Annotated in this window: 28 protein-coding genes; 11 read left to right on the top strand and 17 right to left on the bottom strand. The window is 50.6% G+C overall.

Annotated features, from left to right (window positions below; all coding sequences use genetic code 11):
• Nucleotide 1: 1 nt before the first annotated feature.
• A complete protein-coding gene (locus tag PG728_RS01760; RefSeq protein WP_270625422.1) occupies nt 2-2,290 on the bottom strand; it encodes an ATP-dependent DNA helicase RecG in 2,289 nt (762 codons plus the stop codon).
• Nucleotides 2,287-4,224, bottom strand: coding sequence for a hypothetical protein (locus tag PG728_RS01755; RefSeq protein ID WP_270625420.1), 1,938 nt, complete (start codon nt 4,222-4,224; stop codon nt 2,287-2,289). Before PG728_RS01755 ends, PG728_RS01760 begins: the two co-directional genes overlap by 4 nt.
• 193 nt (nt 4,225-4,417) lie before the next feature.
• Between PG728_RS01755 and rpmB the strand changes: the two genes are divergently transcribed.
• The 11 genes from rpmB (at nt 4,418) to PG728_RS01700 (ending at nt 11,973) form a co-directional block, all read left to right on the top strand.
• Nucleotides 4,418-4,603 carry a 50S ribosomal protein L28 gene (rpmB, locus tag PG728_RS01750; RefSeq protein WP_072509285.1) on the top strand — a complete coding sequence of 62 codons (186 nt, stop codon included), beginning with the start codon at nt 4,418-4,420 and terminating at the stop codon, nt 4,601-4,603.
• Nucleotides 4,604-4,813: 210 nt separating this feature from the next.
• Nucleotides 4,814-5,128, top strand: a complete 315-nt coding sequence (locus PG728_RS01745; protein ID WP_270625418.1) for a hypothetical protein — start codon at nt 4,814-4,816, stop codon at nt 5,126-5,128.
• Nucleotide 5,129: 1 nt separating this feature from the next.
• Nucleotides 5,130-5,420, top strand: a complete 291-nt coding sequence (locus tag PG728_RS01740; RefSeq protein WP_270625416.1) for an NINE protein — start codon at nt 5,130-5,132, stop codon at nt 5,418-5,420.
• Between the two features lie 282 nt (nt 5,421-5,702).
• Nucleotides 5,703-6,416 (top strand): translation initiation factor IF-3, encoded by a 714-nt coding sequence (gene infC, locus PG728_RS01735; protein ID WP_270625414.1) that lies wholly within the window; start codon nt 5,703-5,705, stop codon nt 6,414-6,416.
• Between the two features lie 60 nt (nt 6,417-6,476).
• The gene (rpmI, locus tag PG728_RS01730; protein ID WP_072509282.1) at nt 6,477-6,677 is read left to right on the top strand and encodes a 50S ribosomal protein L35; all 201 of its coding nucleotides are present in this window, start codon (nt 6,477-6,479) and stop codon (nt 6,675-6,677) included.
• A gap of 21 nt (nt 6,678-6,698) precedes the next feature.
• Nucleotides 6,699-7,079: a 50S ribosomal protein L20 gene (gene rplT / locus PG728_RS01725; protein ID WP_072509281.1), complete on the top strand. Its 381-nt coding sequence runs from the start codon at nt 6,699-6,701 to the stop codon at nt 7,077-7,079.
• A gap of 23 nt (nt 7,080-7,102) precedes the next feature.
• On the top strand, nt 7,103-7,933 hold the full coding sequence (locus tag PG728_RS01720) for a TrmH family RNA methyltransferase (RefSeq protein WP_270625412.1): 831 nt from the start codon (nt 7,103-7,105) through the stop codon (nt 7,931-7,933).
• A 107-nt stretch (nt 7,934-8,040) separates the two neighbouring features.
• Complete coding sequence (locus PG728_RS01715; RefSeq protein ID WP_270625410.1) at nt 8,041-9,084, top strand: ABC transporter ATP-binding protein; 1,044 nt, start codon at nt 8,041-8,043, stop codon at nt 9,082-9,084.
• Between the two features lies 1 nt (nt 9,085).
• Entirely contained in the window at nt 9,086-9,970 is an 885-nt protein-coding gene (locus PG728_RS01710) for an ABC transporter permease (protein WP_072509279.1), read from the top strand.
• 69 nt (nt 9,971-10,039) lie between these two features.
• On the top strand, nt 10,040-11,236 hold the full coding sequence (locus PG728_RS01705; protein ID WP_270625408.1) for a sensor histidine kinase: 1,197 nt from the start codon (nt 10,040-10,042) through the stop codon (nt 11,234-11,236).
• Between the two features lie 116 nt (nt 11,237-11,352).
• Nucleotides 11,353-11,973: a response regulator transcription factor gene (locus tag PG728_RS01700; RefSeq protein ID WP_270625406.1), complete on the top strand. Its 621-nt coding sequence runs from the start codon at nt 11,353-11,355 to the stop codon at nt 11,971-11,973.
• Nucleotides 11,974-11,975: 2 nt separating this feature from the next.
• Here the strand turns inward: PG728_RS01700 and PG728_RS01695 are convergent, their stop codons facing one another.
• The 15 genes from PG728_RS01695 to PG728_RS01625 all read right to left on the bottom strand — a co-directional run bounded on the left by PG728_RS01695 (nt 11,976) and on the right by PG728_RS01625 (nt 23,956).
• Complete coding sequence (locus PG728_RS01695) at nt 11,976-12,254, bottom strand: type II toxin-antitoxin system YafQ family toxin (RefSeq protein ID WP_270625404.1); 279 nt, start codon at nt 12,252-12,254, stop codon at nt 11,976-11,978.
• Nucleotides 12,251-12,526: a type II toxin-antitoxin system RelB/DinJ family antitoxin gene (locus PG728_RS01690; protein ID WP_270625403.1), complete on the bottom strand. Its 276-nt coding sequence runs from the start codon at nt 12,524-12,526 to the stop codon at nt 12,251-12,253. The genes PG728_RS01695 and PG728_RS01690 overlap by 4 nt, the downstream gene beginning before the upstream one ends.
• A gap of 84 nt (nt 12,527-12,610) precedes the next feature.
• Nucleotides 12,611-14,278: a sensor histidine kinase gene (locus PG728_RS01685; protein WP_270625401.1), complete on the bottom strand. Its 1,668-nt coding sequence runs from the start codon at nt 14,276-14,278 to the stop codon at nt 12,611-12,613.
• Nucleotides 14,271-15,023: a response regulator transcription factor gene (locus PG728_RS01680; RefSeq protein ID WP_270625399.1), complete on the bottom strand. Its 753-nt coding sequence runs from the start codon at nt 15,021-15,023 to the stop codon at nt 14,271-14,273. The genes PG728_RS01685 and PG728_RS01680 overlap by 8 nt, the downstream gene beginning before the upstream one ends.
• A 72-nt stretch (nt 15,024-15,095) precedes the next feature.
• The gene (locus PG728_RS01675) at nt 15,096-15,878 is read right to left on the bottom strand and encodes a hypothetical protein (protein ID WP_270625396.1); all 783 of its coding nucleotides are present in this window, start codon (nt 15,876-15,878) and stop codon (nt 15,096-15,098) included.
• Nucleotides 15,879-16,054: 176 nt separating this feature from the next.
• Entirely contained in the window at nt 16,055-16,450 is a 396-nt protein-coding gene (locus PG728_RS01670; RefSeq protein ID WP_270625394.1) for a Fur family transcriptional regulator, read from the bottom strand.
• A 33-nt stretch (nt 16,451-16,483) separates the two neighbouring features.
• Nucleotides 16,484-17,452 carry a DNA polymerase III subunit delta gene (gene holA, locus PG728_RS01665; protein ID WP_270625392.1) on the bottom strand — a complete coding sequence of 323 codons (969 nt, stop codon included), beginning with the start codon at nt 17,450-17,452 and terminating at the stop codon, nt 16,484-16,486.
• A 3-nt stretch (nt 17,453-17,455) separates the two neighbouring features.
• Entirely contained in the window at nt 17,456-19,048 is a 1,593-nt protein-coding gene (locus tag PG728_RS01660; RefSeq protein WP_270625390.1) for a ComEC/Rec2 family competence protein, read from the bottom strand.
• A gap of 6 nt (nt 19,049-19,054) precedes the next feature.
• Nucleotides 19,055-19,816: a ComEA family DNA-binding protein gene (locus PG728_RS01655; protein WP_270625388.1), complete on the bottom strand. Its 762-nt coding sequence runs from the start codon at nt 19,814-19,816 to the stop codon at nt 19,055-19,057.
• 343 nt (nt 19,817-20,159) lie between these two features.
• On the bottom strand, nt 20,160-20,432 hold the full coding sequence (locus PG728_RS01650; RefSeq protein ID WP_270625386.1) for a hypothetical protein: 273 nt from the start codon (nt 20,430-20,432) through the stop codon (nt 20,160-20,162).
• Nucleotides 20,433-20,563: 131 nt separating this feature from the next.
• Nucleotides 20,564-21,445: an RluA family pseudouridine synthase gene (locus PG728_RS01645; protein ID WP_270625384.1), complete on the bottom strand. Its 882-nt coding sequence runs from the start codon at nt 21,443-21,445 to the stop codon at nt 20,564-20,566.
• A 46-nt stretch (nt 21,446-21,491) separates the two neighbouring features.
• The gene (lspA, locus tag PG728_RS01640; RefSeq protein ID WP_072509267.1) at nt 21,492-22,025 is read right to left on the bottom strand and encodes a signal peptidase II; all 534 of its coding nucleotides are present in this window, start codon (nt 22,023-22,025) and stop codon (nt 21,492-21,494) included.
• 144 nt (nt 22,026-22,169) lie between these two features.
• Complete coding sequence (locus tag PG728_RS01635; RefSeq protein WP_270625381.1) at nt 22,170-22,976, bottom strand: DivIVA domain-containing protein; 807 nt, start codon at nt 22,974-22,976, stop codon at nt 22,170-22,172.
• Nucleotides 22,977-23,182: 206 nt separating this feature from the next.
• The gene (locus PG728_RS01630) at nt 23,183-23,488 is read right to left on the bottom strand and encodes a YggT family protein (RefSeq protein WP_072509265.1); all 306 of its coding nucleotides are present in this window, start codon (nt 23,486-23,488) and stop codon (nt 23,183-23,185) included.
• A gap of 3 nt (nt 23,489-23,491) precedes the next feature.
• On the bottom strand, nt 23,492-23,956 hold the full coding sequence (locus PG728_RS01625) for a cell division protein SepF (protein WP_072509264.1): 465 nt from the start codon (nt 23,954-23,956) through the stop codon (nt 23,492-23,494).
• Nucleotides 23,957-23,962 lie beyond the last annotated feature (6 nt).

Here is a 23,962-nt window from a genome sequence, read left to right as displayed (position 1 = left end):
TCTATCCGCGCTCTAGATATTCTTGCTCTTCTTCACTGATGCGTCTGCTAATTGCCGCTTGTAAATAGGGATGTTTCCGTAGCTGAGAATCGCCCGCTATCAGACTTTTCGCGTCTTTTTGCGCCTGGGAGATTACTTTCTCATCCGCTAGCAAATCAAGAATTTTTAACGAGGAGGAACGTCCCGACTGGTTTTGCCCCAGAATGTTCCCACTTTCTCGTAAACGCAGGTCAATCGCGGCAAGTTCAAAACCATCGGTAGTGTTTACAAATGCTTCTAGGCGACGGCCTGCCGGACTTTGAGCTTCGACTCCTGACCACACTAGACACACTCCCCCATGTTTGCCTCTCCCGATACGTCCGCGCAGCTGATGTAGTTGCGCAATCCCGAAACGGTCAGCATCAAGAATCACCATCATCGTGGCTTCGGGAACATCAACTCCCACTTCAATCACCGTGGTAGCTACCAGTAGTGGGGTTGTTCCGCTTATAAAATCTGCCATGGCGCGGTCTTTTTCTTCCGCGCTCATTTGCCCATGCAATACTCCGATTCTTACGCCCGCTAAAGCGGGCAGGTTTTTGAGCTGAGCAGCCGTTTCACTGACGTTAGCTATTTTTCTATTCTCGTTTTGAACCCGGGATTCACCCCAGTTCTGCCCGGAACCTGCTGTTCGCGCCCCTTTTAGGCAGGTTACATTTCCCCTCTCGTCCTCGTTATCGGAACCGTTTTCTGTCTCTTCGGTTCCCGGATTAATCGCGGGACACACCACAAATACGCGATGACCTGCCATGATTTCTTCTTTGGCGCGTTGCCAGGTGCGCTGCGTCCAAGATTGATTAGCGCTGTTCACTCGATAAGATTCCACTTTTGCGCGCCCAGGTGGCAGACCTTTGAGGGTGAGTAGGTCGAGGTCACCAAAAGAAGTCATAGCAACTGAGCGCGGTATCGGGGTTGCGGTCATTACCAACAGATGAGCAGTGCCAGTTTCGTTTTGCCGCAGCCTGTCTCGTTGCTTGACCCCAAATTTGTGTTGTTCATCAATAACTACTATTCCGGGGCAAGTCGGGGCTACCTGATTAGAGAGCAGGGAATGAGTACCGACAAAAATACCAGCCTGCCCCTGATTTAAAGCCGCTAAAGTCCGCTGCTTTTCGCCGCTAGGAAGAGAAGAAGAAAGCCGATAGATAGGTATGCCCTCCCCTCCGCGCAGGTTAAACCCACCCGGTTGCGCCAAATCCCCTAACAGAGCGCACAGGGTAGAAAAATGTTGATGCACCAAAACTTCGGTGGGAGCCATAAAAATGGCTTGCCGCCCACAATCTAATGCCCGCAGCATTGCTAGCAGCGACACTACGGTTTTACCGGATCCCACGTCTCCTTGTAACAGCAGATTCATAGGGCGCGGGGAAGAAAGTCGCTGCGAAATATCGTCCAAGACTTCGCTTTGGAAAGCGGTCAGGGTGAAGGGTAGTGAACTTGCTACCCGGTCGCTGAAGCCGCCAGGTATTTTTTTAAGGCAGGGTGCGTCCTCGGATAATTCCGCCCGACGCTGAGCCAGTGCCACCTGCAAAATAAAGGCTTCCTCGTACCTAAAACGTGCTTGTGCCTGCGCGAAATCTTTGCGTGATTGGGGGCGATGAATCTTTTCAAAAGCCTCGTTTAGCTCTAATAGCCCCCGCTTTTGACTAATGTCCTCGGGGAGCGGATCTGGTAAGGGAATTGTTTTTAGCTCATCAAGCAGCACCGCGATTGCCTTTTGGGTGGTCCAAGTGGGCAGTCCCACTTTCGCGGGATATATCGGTTCTGGACGCATAGCTTGTGCTTGAACCTGCTGGTTATTGCCCACGTCCAAATTCTCATCATCGACTTCCTGATAGGAGGGGTGAGAAAGTTGCAGCCTACCTCGATAAAGGCTGGGTCGGCCGGAGAATAGTTTAGTTTGCCCCACCTGCATTTGCGCAGACATCCAGTTGATTAAATACTGGTTTTTTGCCCAAAATACCGCATCCATCCGGTTGTTACCGTCACTGAGTTTTAGGGAAAGCATCCATTTTCCACCGTGGGTACGCCGCCGGCTAGAGTCTACGATTTGAGCAATCACTGATTGTTCTTCCCCGATAGTTAGCTGCGCAAATGGCGTGAGCTCACCTAGTTGATGATAGCGGCGCGGAAAGAAATATAGGAGGTCAATAGTAGTTTTTAACCCGAATTTGCTATCGAGTTTTCCCGCTACTCGTCCTAGAATTTTCTTTAGGGGTTCCCCTCCCCCTAGGGAAGTGTCTCTATTCACTGCGAAAGTACCCCCACTAAAGTGGCTCCGCTTTGCCCGCCGCTAATCAGCTCGATGCGTATTCCCGGAGAGCCCTGGGAAAAAGCGGTTTGTACCCGGGAAATAATGTCAGGATCTTCTCCGCTGCCGATAAGGATTCGCGCTTGAATATCTGTGGGGGTAACGGCAGAAGATAGCAGTTCAAACGGGGTTTTAGAATCAACACTCCAGGTGCGCTGAGTTGCTAAGGCATCGAAAGCCCGGCTACGCTGCAATTGCAGCAATTCTGGCGGTTCGATAGCCGAAGATACCACTTGTGTCAATGCGCGAGTAACCTCTAGAACTTGCAGGTCATCTTGGGTTGGTGCGACCAAAAGTTCAATTCCTTTATCTTTGGCTGGTCTTACCAGATTGGCAAGCTCTGCTGCCGCCAGTTGATTACAGGGCAGCACTGAGACTACCTCTTGTTCCATTTCCGCGATTACCGGCAACACTTCTAGCGGAATTCCCTGGCGAGATAGCACCACGACCGCCCCCAGGTTGGCAAGGTCCCCAACTAATCCCGGCGAGGAAGTATAGGCTAAAACAGCCGGTCTAACCGGACGGATTTCCCGTGAGGAATCGAGACTGACCAAATTGGAGTTAGTGGGATTTTCTGAGGTTACCGGCAGCGGCGGTCTGGTCAAAATCATTCCCGTTTTATCTGGTAAAAGTTCAATTACCCGCCGGGGATGTCGCGTACGCACCAGCAGCATTCTGGAACCTATCCCGAGCATATCGGCGCGACCAGTCATAGCCCCGTATACCCCGTTTTCTTCTAGCTGGGTTCGCAGCTGTTCAAATCGGGGATTATCGGCTTGCCCACGCCAGGTAAGTACCAGGGAGTTAAGACGCGAAACCGCCGCTAGGCGCTGATTAGAGGCGGGCACCATATCGCTAATCATTTGTAAACTGGTGTTTACCGCCCCGGCTTCTTGGTGATTCTCTAGGGCGTAGGTTTCCACCATTGCCGCGATTAACAGCATCAATACCGCTGCTCTCGCATCGGGACGCCCATGATTTTCTTCGGCTCCCTCTACTAGCGCCACCTGACTGGATAGCCATGCACGTGAGAGGATGTCTTCAATCGACATTTGTTTCGGTTGAGTGTCTAGTTCCGCGTTTACATCTTCTATCAATCCTGACAGAGTTGGTGGATCTAAGGTTTCTACTGCTGGTAGCAGGCAGCGATTTGGAACTTCGCGGCTAGAGCGTAGCACCTTTAACAGCTGCACCGGATTTAGGGCGGCAGAGTCGGTTATTCCAGCGGCAATGTCGGCTAGTTCGCACAGCACTATCCCAATCATGCCTCTAGCTCCCGCCAAGGCGGCATCGGCGATAGCTTCCAATACCCATTTAGCATCCCTATCGGCACTAACGGGTAAGGAAGCCACCGTCAAGGCGACTTTATCCCAGGTAAATAAGGCATTTGAACCGGTGTCAGAGTCCAGCTCACTGAGTCTGTCCATAGCATCTAAGGCGCTTTGCCCCGCTTGGAGCACCTCAGCACACATTTTTACCCAACGTCGAATATTTCTTCCGGTCACCAGGAGGTCTAGCCGTTCTGTGGATTCCAGCGCCGAGGCAACGTTTTCTCGTTTTCGTTTTGTCTTCGGTTTCGCTGCTTTCGGAGGAAGTGTGGGTACTTCAAAATCTAATAGTCCGGTGCTGCCAGTAGTTTCATAACTGTTACTGGTTTTTTTAGTTTTTTCTCTTTGGCGAGGACGCGGGGCAGTTTTGGCTTTTTTCTCGCTTTGGGCGGGGCTATCTTTTTTGGTTTTCCCGCTTTGGGCGGGCAGATATTCCTGTTTCGAGGACGAGAAAGAATTTCCTACCTCACCTGAGTGTTTTGCGCGTGAGGCACGAGCGAAATCTGCGAAAGAAAACAAATCCGCTAAGGGTTGTTCTTCGCCCACTATTGCCTCCTTGGGTATACAAAAGCTGCGAGCGCTGCTATGCCCGCTCTCATAGTCTAGCGAGTTTTCAGTGAAGCCCGGCACAATAACTACCTGGTAGTTGGCTGTTGGTCAGTAAATCAGTTAATCTAGTCGGGTTGTGAAACTCTGGACGGCTATGTCCAGACTCAAAGAATACTTGAAGGAGACTATCGTGGCTGCCACCTGTGACATCTGTGGGAAGGGTCCCGGTTTCGGGAAGAGCGTTTCGCACTCCCACCGGCGCACGAACCGCCGTTTTAACCCCAACATTCAAAGCGTGCGCGCCGTTGTTGGTAGCATGCGCAAGCGCATGAATGTTTGCACCAAGTGCCTAAAATCTGGTCGGGTAACCCGCTAGATTCCCAGGTTAAACTGGACGCCGTCTACTTTTAGTAGGCGGCGTTTTTCCTACTAGCGCGTCTTTGGTTGGAATTAGCAGGCTAGTAGGGCTAATAGGGGGCTAAGGGCTAATACCCAAATGGGTGAAAATCTGGATTACCGAGCTTCCTTGAGTTTTTTACCGGTAAACTTATACCCAGTTGTTAATACCTCAAACTAAAGGACACTTATGACTTCCAATATTCCTAACCAGCCAGCCAGTTCCCCTAATCCATCTGGTCAGTCACTACCCCCAAATCAGGGAGGCATGAACAACGGGAACTTTGGTAACGAAAACAACCCAGGTAATCCCTACCAGGCTTCTCAGGAGAATCAATACCACGCTCCTATGGTTAATAATCCTGGTAATCCGCAAGGCAATGGCTATGCTGCCCCCTCAAAACACCCCTTACCCGCAGGCACCGGGCAACTTCCAGCAGCAGCCTTACCCGCAGGCACCGGGCAACTTCCAGCAGCAGCCTTACCCTGGTCAGCCAGTACCTAATATGAACGGTGGCTACCCCGCCCCCGGGGCGTTTGCGCAGCCATATCAAGATCAAAAATCCAAGATGGCTGCCGGTCTGCTGGGGATTTTCTTAGGTGGTCTTGGAATACACAATTTCTATCTTGGATATACCGGCAAAGCTATCGCGCAGCTGCTAATTTCCCTGCTTTCTCTGGGATTCTTAGCGATTATCTCGGGCATTTGGGGACTAATCGAAGGTATTCTAATCCTGACTGCAAAGCCCGGTACTCCCTGGTCGTTGGATGCAAGCGGAGTTCCGCTTTCTTCCTAGGTTAAAAGCTACTTAACCAATAGTTTCCAGCAGTTGTCCGTGAGCCATCCGCTATGGCTCACGGACATTTTTTATCAGATTTTCTTTCTCGGCTGTGAGGAAGTTCAAAGGTTATCGGAGTGCTCTCAGCTTTCATCAAGGCCTGCTGGTCTGCTAGATTAGTTAGTAACCGACCAGGAAACTGGTACGAAAGTGGAGGTTTTCCCACCTGGATACTTTTGGGTATCGGGTAAGAACAGATGCGTTCGTATTCGCGCGCATTTTGCTGCCTCCACTAGCCAAGTGGGGGGTTTTCTTATTTTTAGGTTAGCTCCCAAAAATCTCAAGCAAGGAGCAGCTATCAGCACCGAGACACGGATTAATGACCGCATCCGGGTGAAAGAAGTCCGCCTAGTTGGCCCCAGTGGCGAACAGGTGGGGGTAGTCCGGATAGAGGACGCATTACACCTGGCCAGCGAGGCTGGTTTGGATTTAGTAGAGGTCGCGCCGACGGCGAAGCCTCCAGTTTGCAAGTTAATGGATTATGGCAAGTTCAAATATGAGGCTGCCCAAAAGGCTCGTAACGCTCGCCGTAACCAGGCAAATTCTCAGCTCAAAGAGATTCGTTTCCGCCTAAAAATTGACGACCACGACTATGAGACCAAAAAAGGTCACGTAGTGCGGTTCCTCGAGGGCGGGGACAAAGTTAAAGTCATGATTATGTTTCGCGGGCGCGAACAGTCCCGTCCCGAAATGGGGGTTAAGCTCCTAGAACGCTTAGCCGAAGACGTAACCGAAATGGCCATAGTGGAATCTATGCCCCGCCAGGACGGACGCAATATGACTATGGTGCTTGCACCCACTAAACGTAAACACCACACCAAGTCGGATCAGCGTCGCCGCCGTGATCAAAAACGTGGCGAAACTATGAACCGGCAACAACTTAAAGATGCCCGCAAAGCCCGAAAAGCTAAAGAAGCTCAGGAAGCTGAAGCCGCATCTAACAACGAAAAATAAGGCTCGTCCTAGAGACAAAAGCAGGCAAAACCACCGGCTTGCCGGTAGAGAGGAAAAAAGATGCCGAAGATGAAGACGCACTCCGGTGCGAAAAAGCGTTTCCGCAGAACCGGAAGTGGCAAACTAATGCGGGAAAAGGCTGGCAAACGCCACCTATTAGAACACAAGTCTTCCAAACTGACCCGCCGTCTCAGCCGTGATCAGGTGGTAGCACCCGCGGACACTAACCGCATCAACAAGCTGTTGGCTGGCAACAAGTAGGCAAGGAGAGGATTAAGAGATATGGCACGCGTAAAACGAGCAGTTAATGCCAAGAAGAAACGTCGCACCGTACTGGATCGCGCCTCTGGTTACCGGGGTCAGCGTTCCCGCCTGTACCGTAAGGCCAAAGAACAGCTACTACACTCGGGCGTTTATTCCTACAACGACCGCCGCAAACGCAAGAACGACTTCCGCAAACTGTGGATTCAGCGTATTAACGCTGCTTGCCGCGCTCAGGGAATGACCTACAACCGCTTCATCCAGGGGCTACGTCTAGCCGAAATCGAAGTTGATCGCCGGATGCTTTCCGAACTTGCGGTTTACGATATCGACACCTTTAATCAGCTGGTAGAAAAAGCTAAAGCTGCTCTACCCCAGGACGTAAACGCTCCAGCTGCTTAAAGCCTCTAACAGAAGTTAGCTTTTTGCTTAATCTACGCCTAGACACGATTGATAATCCTCGCTCCCAGCGGGTGCGGACTCTGGTCAATCTGTCTAGGCGTAGTTTTCGTTTAAAACAAGGTCTGCTCCTGGTAGAAGGACCGCAATCTTGCGCGGAACTGCTGCGCTTTTACCCGGAAGCTGTTCGGGATGTCTATCTGTGCACCGATGCGCCCTCTCCCGCGATCCAGGTAGCGAGGACGGCTTTAGGGATTACCCGCTGGGTACACCCGGTTGCCCCTTCGGTAATGAAGTTATTCGCGCCCTCGGCGCAAGGTATCGCGGTAACTGCTGACCTCTCAGCGCTCCCGCGCGAAGAACTCCCGTCCGCGGAGGTTTTGAAAGAGGGCGCCTGGGCAGTATGCGCACGAGTACAAGACCCCGGGAACCTGGGAACTATTATCCGGATTGCTGATGCCTGCGGCCTAGCCGGGGTTTTAGCCCTTTCGGGCTGCGCTGATGTTTCTAGCCCGAAAGTTATTCGCGCCAGCGCCGGGAGCCTTTTCCACTTGCCGGTTTATTCCGGTGCTGCTTTTGCCGATTTAGCGAGGCTGAGCGAGGAAAACGGCGGCTGCCTAGTGGGATTAGCGGGAAAAGCGACTGTCGATTTACCCAGCTTTACTGCCTCCAATAACGCTACCGCCTCTCCCCTATTTATCTGCCTGGGTAACGAAGCCCAAGGTTTAAGTAACGAGGAAATCGCCCTCTGTAATCAAACTATTGCCATCCCTATGTGGGGCCGGACTGAATCCTTAAACGTGGCAACAGCCGCCGCCATCGCCCTGCACGCCATCGCGAGTGCCCGCACTCGCTAAAGGCAATCCGCCTCACTTCGCCTTATGCAGGGAAAATGACAAATATCATTTCTAAAAAGTGACAAACCCTGATGGTATAGCTGCAGATTAACCGCGATAATTTGGGTATGAAAGAAGAAACAGACCCCAACCTATCTACCTCCATAGAGGCAGTGGATAAAGAAGCATTAACAAATGCTGCCACAATAGCAGAAAGTTACGAAACTACCCGGAACAGTAGAGAAAATAAATCCCTTATTTCCGCTACCCCGAAGCCGGCAATAGCGATTGAAAACCTGACCCAAACTTTTGGCGCAATCCGCGCCCTGAACAATATAACTTTAGCTATTCCTGCCGGAAAAGTAACCGCCCTGCTTGGACCAAATGGAGCCGGGAAATCAACCCTAATTGATTTAGCTACCGGACTTACCAAACCAAAATCCGGGAACATTAAAGTATTCGGTTTTGATCCGTTACGTGCCGTTCGCTCCGGCAGGATAGGAGTCAGTCAGCAAAGCGGTACCTTTCCGGAAATACTCACGATTAAATCCGCTTTACAACTCCTAGCGGCAGCCTGGCCAAAACATTTGCCAATAGAGCAATTAATGGAGCTTTGCGACCTGAATAAAATAGCCAAACGGAAAATAAAAAAGTGTTCCGGCGGAGAAGTTCAACGGCTTAAACTTGCTTTAGCGCTCCTGCCTAATCCGGATTTACTTATTCTTGATGAAGCCACCACCGGAATGGATGTAAACGCGAGAGCAGCATTTTGGCAGATTATGCACCACCTAGCCCAGCAGAAGCGCACTATTGTTTTCGCCACCCACTATTTAGCGGAAGCCGAAGATTTCGCGCACAATATAGCCATCCTAGATCACGGGCAGCTGGCGGCAAGCGGCAGTCCCGATAAGATTCGCTCCTTGGCCCGCTCGCACCTATCAGCCCTATTAGCGGAGCCCTCACGCACCGGTGCTCAGCGCGCCCTCACCAAAGTTCAAGGAGGGCGAAACTGGAATATCTGGTTCGATAACGAGCGCATCCATATAGATGGGGCTGACCTTGATGATGCGTTACGCACCCTCGTCCAATTCGATGAAGCCGCCGATTTCAGCCTGACCCGGGCATCCTTGGATGAAGCCTTTACCCATATCACCCAGGAAGCGAATCGTTAAGATGCCTATTGCTAATACCTACTCGTCCTTAAAAAAGAGAAATACCATGTCGAAAAATAATGATTTTGCTCTAAACCTAAAAACCGATAATAAAATGTTAAAAATGCTTGATTTTCCCGCCTCCTCTAAAAGTCAATCCCCCTATAAGTCCTGGCGGAATCTGGGATTAATTATTCGGCGTTGCTTTTTTGTTTGGGTGCACCCGGCTACTTTAATTCTGTTTACATTTATCCCGATTGCCTGTTTCTCGATTTTCGGTTTAGGGCAGGAATACTCGAATATCGATTTAGGGGAAACCACCATTTCCGGTTCCATCATGTGCAATATGTGTCAATACTCGGTAGTATTTGTCGCCGCCTGTATCACTGCCCGTATCGGCACCGAACAGGCAACCGGCTGGACGCGACAAATCGCCCTCACCCCGATAACTTCCCGGTTGTATGGCACTGGCCGAGTTATCGCGACCGCTATTTCTTGCCTGGCAATGACCATTATTACTTACAGCTACGGGTTCGCTACCGGGGTACGCATGAGCGCAAAGGCTCTAATATTATCCCTAGGTGTTTTAGTGATTTCCACACTTTTTGGAGCGGTATTTGGATTATTAACAGGTCTGCTCATCCCCTCAGATGCGGCGCAAGGAGTAGTTGGAGGTGGTTCGTCACTAATCGCTATTTTTTCGGGAATGTTTACTCCTTTAGAACAGATGGGAGCGTTTGTCCAAAAACTGGGTGAGTTTATGCCTATGTGGGGATATAATCAGCTTTTACAAGCCACATTTAATAATCAAACTATTTTGGGGTGGAAAATCTATTTGAATATAGCAGTGTGGACTGTGCTGCTATTGGGAATAGTGTTAGCGTTACTGCAACGAAAAAAGTCGTAGTTACCGCCTAGAACTTTATCGCCGATAATGCCAGCAAAACTGACTAGCGACTGGTGGAAATGAGGGAATATGTTAAAAAATAGGGACTCTTGGGCTTTCGCTTTCCCTCCCCTACTATTTCTTATTCTGCCCCTTTACTATATGTCGGCAGGATTTCCACAAATCAGTTACCTTGTCGCTTTCTTTTTGATGATGCTGTTTGGCGCCTTCTACGTGGCGGCTTGGCTACAAATCCCCTATCGTCCGCGCAGTTTATCCTCGCTTAATATCGCTATTCTAGCCGGGCTAATCGCCACCTATTTGGGAGGATGGTGGATAGCTGGAATTAACGCCCCGGTAGCCTTTCAAGCTTCCTATCTTTGCTCGGTAGCTATATTTTTACTACCTGCCCGTCTTGACTATTACGCATTAGGGATAATTTATCTGCTGACAATGCTGCAAGTAGCTATCTCTCCCTCTATAACCAACTGGTCGGCGGTGCTGATAACTATCTTTACTTCTTTAGCCTGCTTTGCTGGTCGCAGCTCCGTTGAGGCTGAAAAACGCCGGACGCTGGCGGCAGCTAGTGAAACACAGGCGGCTAAAATGCGCGAGCGAGCCAGGATTAACGCTGATTTGCATGATGTTTTAGGGCAGACCTTAACGGCTATTTCCTTAAATGCTCAGCTCAGTTCCCGGCTTTTGCAACAAGGCAGGAATCAGGACGCGGCCTCGGCTCTCCGCACTGTTCAGCTCCTTTCACGACAGGCTCTCGCGGATGTGCGACAGGTGGTTAGCGCTTCTCGCGAGATTGTAATCGCTGAAGAAATAGAAAATGCACGGGCACTTTGCCAGGCAGCAAATATTACTTTTTCTGTTAGCGCCCTGGATACTATCAAGCCCGAAATCGAGAATCTGGCTGCTTGGATGATTCGCGAGGGAATCTCTAATCTGGTTCATCATTCCGGCTCCGATAAGGCCTGGCTGCTCTGCACCGCTAAAAGCGTTTGTTTAATCGATAACGGTAAAGGTTACCAGGAGCTAGTTTCAGATAGTGATAACGCCGAGTCAAATGGTAACGATGCTACCGGTAATGGTCTTTGTGGTCTTAAGGACAGAGCCAAAAATCTAGCAGTTATTTCTTACGGTAACCTGTTTAGCTCGGCTTGGGAGCAGCTAATAGCGATAGACCCCGAGATTTCTACTCGGGCAGATGAGCTGATTTTACCCCCTAAACATCCTCGTAAACGGCCTCAGGGATTCTTCCTTGCGCTTTATACTCACTAGCTTACGGATCGGTTTATTTAAGGCATTCACCGAAAACCAGCCATTTGTCGCTACTGCGACTGTTGTGCCTAATGCTTGTCGTACTTACTCAGCTAGCGCTATGGAATAATTGGAACATGATTTCGCTACTGCTGGTAGATGACCAAACCCTGGTGCGACAAGCTTTATCCAGTTTGCTTAGTTTAGAGGACGACCTCAAAGTTTTAGGGCAGGCTGACAGAAACCAGGCAGCGTTACAGCAGCTGCACGCCCTACAAAATAGTGGACAGGCAGTTGATGTGGCGTTGGTAGATATTGAGATGGGCTCAGATTCCGGACTGGATTTAACTCGCGAAATCAAACAGGCTTTCCCAGACACAAAAGTGCTGATAGTAACGACTTTTGGTCGTCCCGGATATTTAAGCCGGGCGCTTGCGGCAGGAGCTAGCGGTTTTATTGTCAAAGACACCCCCGCGGATCAGCTGGTGAGCATTATTCGCAATATCTATGCGGGAGCTAAACATATTGACCCTAAATTGGCTGCCGATGCCCTAGCCCAAGGCCCTAATCCTTTAACCCCGCGAGAAATCGAGACTCTGAACTGTGCCTTAACTGGGGCTAGTATCGAGCAAATAGCGGCTACAGTTTTCCTAGCTCCCGGTACGGTACGTAATATCATTTCCGGTGCAATGACCAAGCTGGGAGCTAAAAGCAGAATCGAGGCTGCTCAAACCGCTAGCGCCGCCGGTTGGCTATAATCCTACTGTAATAAGTCCGAGTGCGTTCCCGTTCGTGTTAGCAAAAGCGCAATTTGGTTAGAACTGATTTTATATATCAGTAGCCAATCAGGGCGGATATGGCATTCCCGATGCCCCAACCAGTTTCCCGTTAGTGCGTGATCCTTTAGTGCTTTTGGAAGCGCTTCTCCAGCTGCTAACAACCGGATAACGTCATCTAGCTCCTCGATGGGCAGCCCGCGCCGAATAGCCTGCTTGTAGTCTTTCTTAAACCGGCTAGTCCATTGAATCTGGTAGCTCATGATTTAAGTTCTTTTAACGCCTCATCGACATCCGAATAGCGTTTTGCATCCGGGTCAGCTAGTAATCTCTCTGCTTCTGCTAGAGCCATCTGGGTTTGATAGTTGGGCGATTTTTGACGGATTTCAAACGGAAATCCCCCCGCCTGGATAGCCTGACGCAAAAAAATATTAATCGCGGTAGTCATATTAACCCCTAGACTTTGAAAAATATCTTCGCTTTGCTGCTTAACATCCTTATCCATGCGCACACTGAAACTGGTTGTACCAGACATATCAATTCTCCTTTACCCAATAATATGTATCTAATACAACTCTATTATCTAGGCAGTAGATACACAATAGCTATCTAATTTATGCTAACTGCGGGGCAGGGTTAGGGCGAAGACGGCTCCCGAAGGGGCTCGGTTTTCGGCTGTGACGGCGCCCCCCAGTGCCTCGGTCAAAGTTTTTACGATTGCCAGCCCTAGCCCGGAGGATTCGCCGGGAGTGCGGGCAGTGTCAGCCCGCACGAAACGATTAAACAGCGTATCGGAAATCCGCGGATCTATCCCCGGCCCGTTATCTGCCACTTGTACCTGCAGTTTATCCCCTGCCACCAGATAGGCACTGACCTGTATTTTTGTCCCGACCGGGGTGTGCTGAGCGGCGTTAGTTAATAGATTAGAAATAATCTGGGTGAGGGCGGATTCGCTGCCTACTACCGTAACTTCCGCTAAGTCTTTCGAGAATTCCAATTCCCAATGATGCTCCGGGTAAGTGATACGCATATTGGTGAAAGTTTCCACTATCACTCCCGCGATTGGAACTTCCTCTACCTGGGCATTTTGCCCCGCATCCAGGCGTGCCAGCAAAATCAAATCCGAAACCAAATCTGCCAGCCGCTGACTTTCCCGCTCAATCCGCCCTACCGCGTCACCGGCTTGTTCACCCAGGTTTTGCCGCGCCAACAATTGGGCATAACCGCTGATTGCCGCCACTGGGGTGCGAAGTTCATGGGAGGCATCAGCCACAAATTGGCGCAGTTGCGCTTCGCTTTCCTCTCGCAGTTTCAGCGAGGATTCCACATGTTCGAGGGCGCGGTTTAAGGAACGCCCAAGCTGGGCGGCCTCAGAATCTTTGCTGGTAACCTCGTCCCTTACCCGGGTAGGTAAGTGACTTTCGCTTTCCAGATTAACGTTTTCAACCGTGCGTGCCACTTTTTCTACCTGGGTTAAATCCCGCAGTTCGCGGCGGACTAAGAATCGCGCCAACAGGTAGGCCCCTAGCAGAGCCGCGAGCGACCCTAAAGCATAAAACAGGATAAACGAATGTAGGGTTTGGTTTACTTCCCGCAAAGGAAGCCCGCTGGCAATGCGGGCAGTACCTTCAGGGGTATCGACCTGGCGCTGCGATACTCGATAGTCCCCTAAATCCGTCAGACTAACGTTTTGAGGGCGAGTGAGAGTTAGGGATAACACTTGGCTTACCTGGGTGCTGGAAAGCTGGCGCGATGCTGATCCCGGATCGACCAATAAAGAGGTAGCCTGACCGGCTTGATAGATCAGGCTAAATGAACCGGCAGTTACACCGGGAAAATCTCGACCGGGACGACCTCTACCTGGATCTTCGGGTTTTTCAAATCTTTTTTCCTCAGCTTGTCCCCTAATAGAATCCGGGATTTTACTGGGGCGAGAAATACGGTTCGCTGCTTCGTCCTTAGTATGGGCTTTCAGCGAGTCCTCGTCCTCGGTAGGGGTCTTGGAAGAATCTGTCTGCGGAGTATTTTTCTCTTCCCCTCCTAACGGGGTTCCTAAAACCTCTTTTCCCTGACCGGCCCGAGCAATCTGGGCGAGTTGATTCACCGATTGGTTAAGGGAAGTGTCGAGTTGCTCATAGAGCGCCCCGCGCAACGCCAGCCCCGCAAAAGTTCCCACCCCGGCAATTACCAGGAAACATACCCCTAGCACCATTACCGGTAGGCGGCGCGAAAGACGGCGGGAGCGAGAAGGTAACAACTTGGTTAATCCCCGCTGCCCCTTAGCCACGCTTTCTCTCCGAACGCATCACGTAGCCAACTGCCCGCACGGTTTCGATTAACGGGTCTGCCTCCTGATCAATCTTTTTGCGCAAATAGGAGATGTAAAGCTCCACTACACTGGCTTTACCGCCAAAATCGAAATGCCACACCGCGTCCAAAATCTGTTCTTTACTCACTACGCGGTCACAGTTTTCCATTAGAAACCGACAGAGCTCGAACTCGGTTTTAGTCAGCTCAATTGGCTTTCCCGCTCGACTAACCTGGCGGCTATCCACCTTCATTTCCAGGTCACGCACCCGCAAAATCTGTTCGGTGGTGTCATTGGCATCGGCGAAACCGCTACGGCGCAGCAGTGCCTCTAGGCGCAATTCCACTTCGGTTAAATCAAAAGGTTTAGTGACATAATCGTCCGCCCCGCTACGCAGTCCAGTGATTTTATCGGCGATAGCATCTTTGGCGGTGAGCATCAATACCGGGATATCTGGACAGTCTTTACGGATTCTCTCCATGGCTTCAATACCATCCATGACCGGCATCATCACGTCCATCACAATCGCATCAGGGCAGTGTTTTCGAGCTTCCTGCACCGCCTGGAAGCCATCATTCGCGGTGAAAGTATCCCAGCCTTGCACGCTAAGAGCCTGTGCCAACAGGTCTGCCAGCATTTTTTCATCATCCACGATCAGGATTTGTGGCGCCTTTCCTGAGCGCGCCAGGGAGCTGGCGCGCTCAGGATTTTTATTGATTCTCATGTTTTTATTATGCCTTTAGCTAAAGAAATCCGGACTTTTCAGCTACAATCACCGAAAGTGCTGATTTTCTCTTTAAGAGTTAGAAGTATCAGCGCCGCCATTTTGGGAACTGTTTTGTTCTCCTGGTTTCTCGCCGTTTTGAGGGCTTTGATTATTGCCACTTTGCTGCTGAGAATCATTTTGATTATTGCCATTTTGATTCTGATTATCTAAGTTCCGCGAATTTTGTCCGTTTTGATTTGATTCGCCCGGCGGTAATTGCCGATTTGGACCTCCCGGTGCCATTTTTCCTCCCGGTCGCATCTGCCTATCCATTTGCTCGCCTGGAGCCATTTGCCCACCATGTCCCGGCGGCATATGGGGATGTCCTCCACCACTATGAATCGCCATCCCCACCCCCAGACCGCTTAGGAAAGCAATAATCGCCGCCCCCACCCAGGACACTACTTTCACCCAGGTTTTCTGAAACAATCTGGCAATTCGTCCCGATTTCTTCCCCTTTTCGACTTTGAAACTAGCCGGGGTAAAAGATTCTTGTGTTAATGTCCGCTCGGCCGCAGCTACAGTCGATTCGTCCTCATTACCTGAAATAGACCCGGTAGCAACGCCCTGAGCAGCCCGGCTTTCTGCCCCCATAGGAAGCGGGGCCGGTAATTCTGGGGCCGGGATTTCTTCGGTTATTTCCGCATTCGCGCTACTAGCATGAGTTTCTGACTGGTTTTCTTGTTCTATAAAACCGGGTTCAACTGATTGCGCATTTGCTTGCGGTTCTTGACTTTCCAGATTCTCACTCGGCGTCGCGGAACTATTAGCCTCATTTAGATTCTCTGGTTTAGGTTCATTTTCGGAACTCATATTTCCTCCTAGTCGTTTCTTTAACTGATACCTACAAGTTAAAGAAACGATTTATGAGACTAAGAGGAGTAACCTATGAATTCCCTATGAGTATTGATTTTTTAAAACCTCCCCACCCCATAAAGCTAACCTAAACCCTTTCCCACAGCGCTTTCCCTACGAAAAGGACGCGCGCCCTATTTTTTAAGTTTCGATTCGCAGCTCTCACATAACCCAAAAACATCAGCCATATGTTCAATATCGCTGAACCGGTAGCGCCGAGCAATCTTGCCAATCCACTGTTCTAACTGGTCATCTTGAATATCTACCGTGTAGCCACAGTTTCTACATACCAAGTGGTGATGATGACGGCGCTTCGCGCAACGCCGATAAAGGGTTTCTCCGTCCTCGGAACGTAAACTATCCAACTCCCCTGCCTCAGTTAGAGCCTGCAGGTTTCGGTAAACAGTAGCTAATCCCACGGTTTGCCCAGCTACCACCAGGGCAGTGTGCACCTGTTGAGCAGAACGAAAATCCGTCTCATCAGCCATGATTGCCATAATCGCGTCCCGCTGCTTCGTTTTACGCTGCATTACCATTGATTCTCCTAACTTTTTCCCCGCTCTTTAACGCTGCCGTAAAAGACAGATTTTCCTAACCGCAGCCTCGAGCGCATACTGAGGATCGCGACTAGCGCCCTTCGCGTCCTCGTCAGCTTGGGCAATAACCCTAATCGCCTCCGCCAGCTGCGAGTCAGTCCAGCCGCGCACCTCCCGCCGAGCTTTCTGCACCTGCCAAGGCGCCATCCCCAACTCGGCAGAACTAACTCCCCGACCACTTACTTTCGCCAGGCTACGGAACTTTAAGGCAAGCGCACCCCCAATCGCGACCGGCTCTACCCCGGAAGAAAATGCTTGCCGCAGCAAAACAAGGGCGCGCGACAAGTTACCGACAGCTACCGCATCTGCCACATTAAAACCGCTAGCCCCCACCCGCGAGCCATAAAACTGTTGCACTGCCTGCAAAGTTACCGCCTGCGGATAATCGGAAACCAGTTGCCTAGCCGCCCCGATTAGTTCCGCCAAATCTTCACCAAGCGCATCTACCAGCAACTGCGCACCGGCTGGCTCTATGCGTCCCCCAACCGTGCGTACTTCCTCAACCACTAAAGACAGTTTGTCGCGGGCATTTTTGATTTTCGCGACTTTAACTTCCCGCGCCCCCGCCTTTTTTATTTTATCTACCTGGCGTTTCCCTTTATTAGAGCCGTCGTGACAGGCAATAATCCAGCAATCTGGCTGTGGAGATGCCAGATAGGTAGCTAAATCATCCCCCAGGGTTTCATCAGCGGATTCAAAATCTGGAACGATAATCAAACGAGCCTCCCCAAATAGAGAGGGAGAAGTAAGCGACCCCAAAGCTCCCGCCTGGTAACTGCCAGCAGTCACTTCGGTAATAGCTAGAGCAGAATCCTGGTTACGCCCTAACTGTTTCAGGCGGGAAACAGCTCGATCCATCAACAGTTTCTCCGGACCTCGAATCAACACCAAAGGCGCTAAGGTGCAGTCTCGCCAAGTCATCAATTTTTCCGCCATGCTTCAACACTGCCATCTCTTACCCCTTTTTGGAAAGTAGCAGCGCCAAATAAAAACTATTCCTGCCACCAAAGCTCCCAGTGCCAATAAGCCGGGTATTCCTTGCGGCCAAGGCAAAATCGCGAAGCGATTAGCGGATATAGCCCGGGCAACAACCATCACCCACTCACACCCGAAAGCAAGTATCCTAGCCAGTAAATAACCAGGTAGAGGCAGGAAAACTAAAATAGCGCCACCCCAAATCAGCAAGGTAACCACCGGGGCAATAGCTACATTTGCGAGGACGGACAAGGTATTGATTCCGGGACGGATTAACAATTGCCCCGGCAGGCAAGCAAGTTGTGCCACCAGGCTAACCAACCCCACGCTCAGCAAGGACTGAAAGCCCTTTTTCAGGTAGTCACGATACTTGCCAGCAATTATTTTTAATGAACGGCGGGGAAACCTAGAGCCCCACAAGGTAGTTAGATTCTGTACTTTTCCCTCAATATAGGGAACCGCCAATACAATCGCGGCAGTGGAACTGACTGAAAGCAAAAAACCTATATCAGAACCAAAAGCAGGATTAAAAATGAGTAAACCAATTATAGCTGCTGCTAGGGAACTAAATGAGCAAGGTTCGCGCCCTGCTGCCAGGGCTAATATGCTAACCATTCCCATGACACTGGCGCGCAGTAACGAGGGGGATGACCCGAGCAGTAGACAATACCCGACTAACAAAGTTCCACATATTAACAGACGCCATCGTCTAGCAAATCCCGCGCAAAGCAGCGCCACCAGGGAAATCAGAACCGAGATATGCATCCCTGATACACAGGTAATATGAACAATACCCGCAGTTTTTAACGCTTCGGTATCTGCCGATGCATCAGCTCTGATTCCTAGAATCATGGCCGGCAGCAGCGTTGCTGCTGCCGGGGATTTTACTGCCGCCAGTTTTTCTTCCAGCCGGGTCGCGAACTTTTGTTTCAGGGCCGCCGCTCCGCCAGGTCCGGCTCTAACCACGGGGGTAGACAATAGTTGTCCCCGAATTTCAAACAAACTATTAGCACTTATTCCGCCATTATTTGTAATGTCCAGATTTGCGCTACTAGGAGATTTTTCTAGTTTTATCGCGGATTGCAGGATAGTGCCGCGAGGATATGTAGGCATACCGCTACCGAATGCCATAATTTTCAACCCGGTATTAACCGGGGCGGAACCCGGTATTTGCGCTTTTTGCAGTTTTAATTGGACTATCTGCTGGTCACTGTCTGGCGCATACTTTCGTGGTGGCGTCTCAACCTGAGCTATCACTTTAATATTCGCGATATTTCCTTGCCAGGCACGCGCTAAAGGATCAGCTGCTAGCGTCCTAGCCGACTGGGTGAGGCTCATCCCTACCCCACCTAATGCTCCGACAGCTAGAGCCGAGACCAATCCCAATGTTGCCAAGCGCCCTTTATATACGGCGATTAAGAACCCTACGCTAAGAACGAGGGCTAGTGCACTAATAACCGCTATCCATTGAAGTGGTATGGCTGGCAGCAGCAGCGCCCCCAGCCAGGCACTTAATACTGGCGGCGCTAAACGCAGGTCAAGGACTTTCTTGTTCATGACCGCCTACAAGCTAATCATGTCAGCGAGAGCAGCATATTTTTTCTCACCTATTCCCGACACGTTTTTCAAATCCTCAACGCTCTGAAATTTTCCCTGCTCCTTGCGATAGGCAATAATTCGTTCCGCGAGAGATTCCCCCACCCCCGGAAGCCTTTCTAACTGTTCTTTTGTGGCTTGATTGATAGAAATTTTCCTATTTCCTCCCGATATTTTCCCTCCCCCATCCGCAGTCCCCCCGGTTTCACCGTTTGCACTAGAGTCTGCGCCCTCAACACCTACTAAAATCTGTTCACCATCATTAACTTTTCGCGCCAGATTAAGAGCGCTCACATCGGTATTGGCAAGCACTCCACCGGCAGCGTTAATGGCGTCTTCTACTCGCGAATCCGCATCTAGACGTACCACACCCGGTTTCTTTACTTTCCCAGCTACGTGCACCAATACTTTTTGGGCAGCAACTGGCGAGGACACGACTGGGGAAGCGTCTGAGGAGTTTATCGACGTAGAGGAGGGGAAGGAGGAGGGCGAGGAGGTCTTGGCGGTCGGGGTTTTGCCTTGCGCCCAGCCCGCCATAACTGCCACAATCACGATTGCTACCAGTGCAGCGGCAACTACTGTCGGTGAGGGCACAAGTCGCGCTTTTAACCCACCTTGTTCAGAGCGTAATCGCTTTTCAGCTTGCTCTAGGAGTTGCTCTCCTTGGCGTGCAGCGCGGGAAGCGTGCAGGAATTGGGAACGAGTATAGCTTGGTTTTTCCTCAGGCATGGGGTGAAAATACTTCCTAGCGACTTACCTAGGCAAGATTTCTTCTGTCCCCAACAGCACCGCTTGTCATTATCTACTACTGGGGACAGGCTTTAGTTGTAATCCTCCCACACCCGGAGGGTGATTCCGCAAGCTTAAAGCACATAGCCAGCAACAGAAACCTATTCCCAGCAGATAGTCCCACACCCGGAAGGCGATTCCGCACCCGGAGTGTCATTCTGCAAGCACAAAGCACCTAAACACCAGCAGAAACCTATTCCCAGCAGATAGTCCCACATCAGGAGGGTGATTCTGCACCGGGAGGGCAATTTCACCAGCAAAACCCCTGGTAACCAGCACGCCCCTAACCATTCCACCCTCCCCAGACACTTCCGCCCTCCCAAAACCGCCAAAATCCCGCATCACCCAAACAATCAGGAGGGCGATTTTGTACCGGGAGGGTCATTTTGTATCCGGAGGGCGACTCTGCAACCACAAAGCACATAGCCAGCAGCAGAAACCTATTCCCAGCAGATAGTCCCACATCAGGAGGGTGATTCTGCACCGGGAGGGCAATTTCACCAGCAAAACCCCTGGTAACCAGCACGCCCCTAACCATTCCACCCTCCCCAGACATTTCCGCCCTCCCGACTCAACACCACAGCAGCCCAGAAACCACTCCACCCTCCTAGACCCGCAAAACCGCCCTAGCACTAAAAACCCAAAACCACAGGGCATTTCCCAGGCGGGAAACTTCAAATATCAGGCTTAACAGTCCTCTTGGGCTCGTAGTATTTCTAATGCCACTGCTAAATCTTTAGTCAGGGGCGCATTAACGGTCAGGTCTTTTTGGGTTCGTGGATGTGTAAAGGTCAAACTGACCGCGTGTAGCCACTGGCGTTCTAGCCCGAGTTGTTTCGCTTGAACCGGATTGCCTCCATAGATAGGGTCGCCCACAATACAGTGCTGAATTGCCTGCATATGCACCCTAATCTGATGAGTTCTCCCAGTTTCCAGATGAACTTGAACCAGAGAAGCCCCCAAAAACCGCTCTAAAGTGCGATAATGCGAAATAGCTGATTTCCCCCCCTCAACCACGGCCATTCTAAAATCTCGGGAGGGATGGCGACCTATCGGAGCCTCAATTGTGCCCTCTGCTGGTTCAATATACCCCTGAACCAGGGCGTGATAAATTTTTTGCACCTTGCGATCGTGAAAATCCCGCTTGAGAGCCTCAAAAGCAAGTTCCGTTTTCGCCACAACCATGACACCGCTAGTCCCCACATCAAGGCGATGCACAACCCCACAGCGTTCCTTCGGTCCCGAGGTAGAGATTTGGCAGCCCTTTGCCAAGAGCGCGCCAACAACGGTAGCTCCCTCCCATCCCGGCGCTGCGTGCGCAGCCATTCCTACCGGTTTATTAACCACCACTACATCGGCGTCCTCATAAAGGATAGGCAGCTCAGCTGGAGTTTCCAGGCTCTTTTCAGAAGTATCCGGTAACAGGATTTCCACCTGATCTCCCGCGAAAACTTCGTCCGATTTCCGAGGACGACGCCCATTAATTTTGAGGTCGCCCTGTTTTATTAGTTTGGCAACCAGAGAACGAGAAATCCCCATTTGCGAAGCAATTGCCTGATCTAGACGCATTTGAGAGACCGAATTTCCAAGGCGGATTGAAAGGTGCTCGCGCATTTTAGGCTCGCACACGCTCCGGCTTATAAGCATGATTCGTCTTTACCGAGGGAACGCCTAACACCACAAGAATCACTACGGATATTACTGCTACTACTATCGCAATATCGGCGATATTGCCTACAAACAGCGAGCGATAGTTCAAGAAATCAACGACGTGACCGCGAAATATCCCTGGTGGCTGCGCAATCCGATCCACAAGGTTTCCCAGCGCTCCACCCGCTAGCAGACCAAGAGATATTTGCCAGGAAGTAGCGGTCATATTACGTCCGCTCCAGATAATTATTGCTAAAACCACCAGAGCTATCAGCGAAAACACCCAGGTGAAACTCTCCGCGAGGGAGAAAGCAGCACCGGGATTGCGCACCAGTTGCAAACCGATAAAGTTCCCCAATAAGGGCTTGGGTTCTGCCCCGATTTCCAGAGTACGTAGCGCCCAGGTCTTGGTAGCTTGGTCAATAATCAACACCGGGATGGCCACGAACGCAAATATGACCAGAAGCGGTGCCAGTTTTCCCTTTTTTTGGTGTTTCATCTTCTTCCCAGGTCGGCTAAATCTAAATCTAACTTTAGGGGGTAATACCTAAATTTAATAAAAAAGTGGCGATGTCACCACTTTGGTGGTGGCATCGCCACTTTCACCCTCCAGGCAATATGGAAGGGACTATAAGCAAACTATTTATGCCTCTTGGGCATCTAGCTGACCGATTAAAGCGTGTAAATGTTCACGTACTTTCTGGCGGTAATCATTCTCGAATGCTTTGAGGTCATCTACTCGGGCTTCCAGGTCTGCCCGTTCGGATTCCAGCTGTTCTAGTACGCGACGACGTTCATCGTTTGCTTCCCGTACAATCTGGTCACCCTTGAGGCGGGAATCTTCCAGAATCTGGTCGGCTTCCTTTTGACCGTTGCGAACATATTCGTCATGTACGCGTTGCGCTAGAGCCAACATAGAAGTTGCATCTTCAGGCTGTTCAGCGGGGGCTGGCTGGGCAGCGGCTTGCGCATTCTGTTCTGCCTGTGCCAACTGTTCACGCAGCTGCTCGATTTCGGCGATTGCCTGCTGTGTCTCGGCTTGGGACTGTGCCAAAGCTGCTTGAGACTCTTGCTGTGTTTGCGCCAAGTGAGCCTGTAGCGCCTGGATTTGCTCGCCCGCCTGCGGATTACCCTCGGCAGCGGCAGCTTGATATTGCTGCACTTCGGCTTGCATTTGAGCAATCTGCATATTTGCAGTGTCCAGTTGCGCCTTGAGTGCGGCTACTTCTTCGTTATTGTCGCTGGAAGCGGGAGCTACCCCACCGGAAGCTGCCTGTTGGCGAGCTTCATCTAGCTCGGATTTTAAGGAAGCATTCTGATCTTGAAGTGTCGCGATAGTTTCTACGACCTCATCTAAGAACTCGTCTACTTCTTCCTGATCGTAGCCTTCGCGAAATTTGGTCGCCTGGAATTGCTTCCAGTGGACATCTTCAGCAGTCAGCAGAGCCATACCTGTCACCTCAGTTATCTATTTTCTTTCTCCCAGGGTAGGCATCTTACCTGCCGCGGGGAACTTCTGCGCTATAGGTTGCAGTTGGAAACAAGCATACCGGAGATCTGCTCAACTTCCACATCTTCAACAATAGTAACATCTGTGGCTTTCGGCAACATTTTAGGTATTTTTCTGCGGTTCTAACTCTGCAGCAGAACTAAAAATCAGCTAACGATAAAAATCCAAACCTTAATTAAGATTGTGACCAGCAAGAATAATACGATAAAACTCAAATCTAGGGCGATAGTCCCAAGCCGTAAAGGTTTAATGAATTTTCCTAAAAACCTTAGGGGCGGGTCGGTAATCCCAAAAATCAGATTACAGATAAACAGCGTAAACGAGTTACTAGGACGCCACGAGGGATTCAACGCCAAAACCCACGACAGCACCGCCCTAACTATTAACGCCAAAAGGTAGAGCTGAAGAAGTAATCTACCTATCTGACCAACCCAATAGACTAAAGCAACCATCTACTAGCTTTGATTAAAGAAGTCTTTTTTGGAACTCAGGGAGGACGCGCCCTCGTCTACTTGCACCGACTTTGGCGACAGCAAAAATACCCGGTTAGTTACTTTTTCTATTCCCCCATCGAGGGCGAAGCTAAGACCGGCAGCGAAATCAATCATTCGCCGTGCTTCCAGGTCATTCATTGCCCCCAGGTTCATAATTACCGGAGTGCCCTCTTTGAAGGCTTCCCCAATGCTTTGAGCCTCGTTGTAGGTGGTAGGACGAATAGTTACGATTCGTTTCAGCTCTACTGCGGGTTCTGCGGAAGATTTGACCGCATGGGGAAAACGCACCGCTGGTTCTACTATCCGAGGACGAGGGGCGGGGACTTCAGAGTCGGGAACTTCGCTTTGTAGCTCGTCACTGTAAGCTTCGTTCTCTTGCGGTTCGGATAGACCGAAATAGTCCATCGTTTTCCTCAAAGCGCCCATCAGGTT

The sequence above is a fragment of the Varibaculum timonense genome, from assembly GCF_027694345.1.
Taxonomy (GTDB): domain Bacteria; phylum Actinomycetota; class Actinomycetes; order Actinomycetales; family Actinomycetaceae; genus Varibaculum; species Varibaculum timonense_A.
The sequence above is the reverse complement of the archived record's forward strand: the minus strand, read 5'-3'. Positions and strand labels throughout refer to the sequence as shown.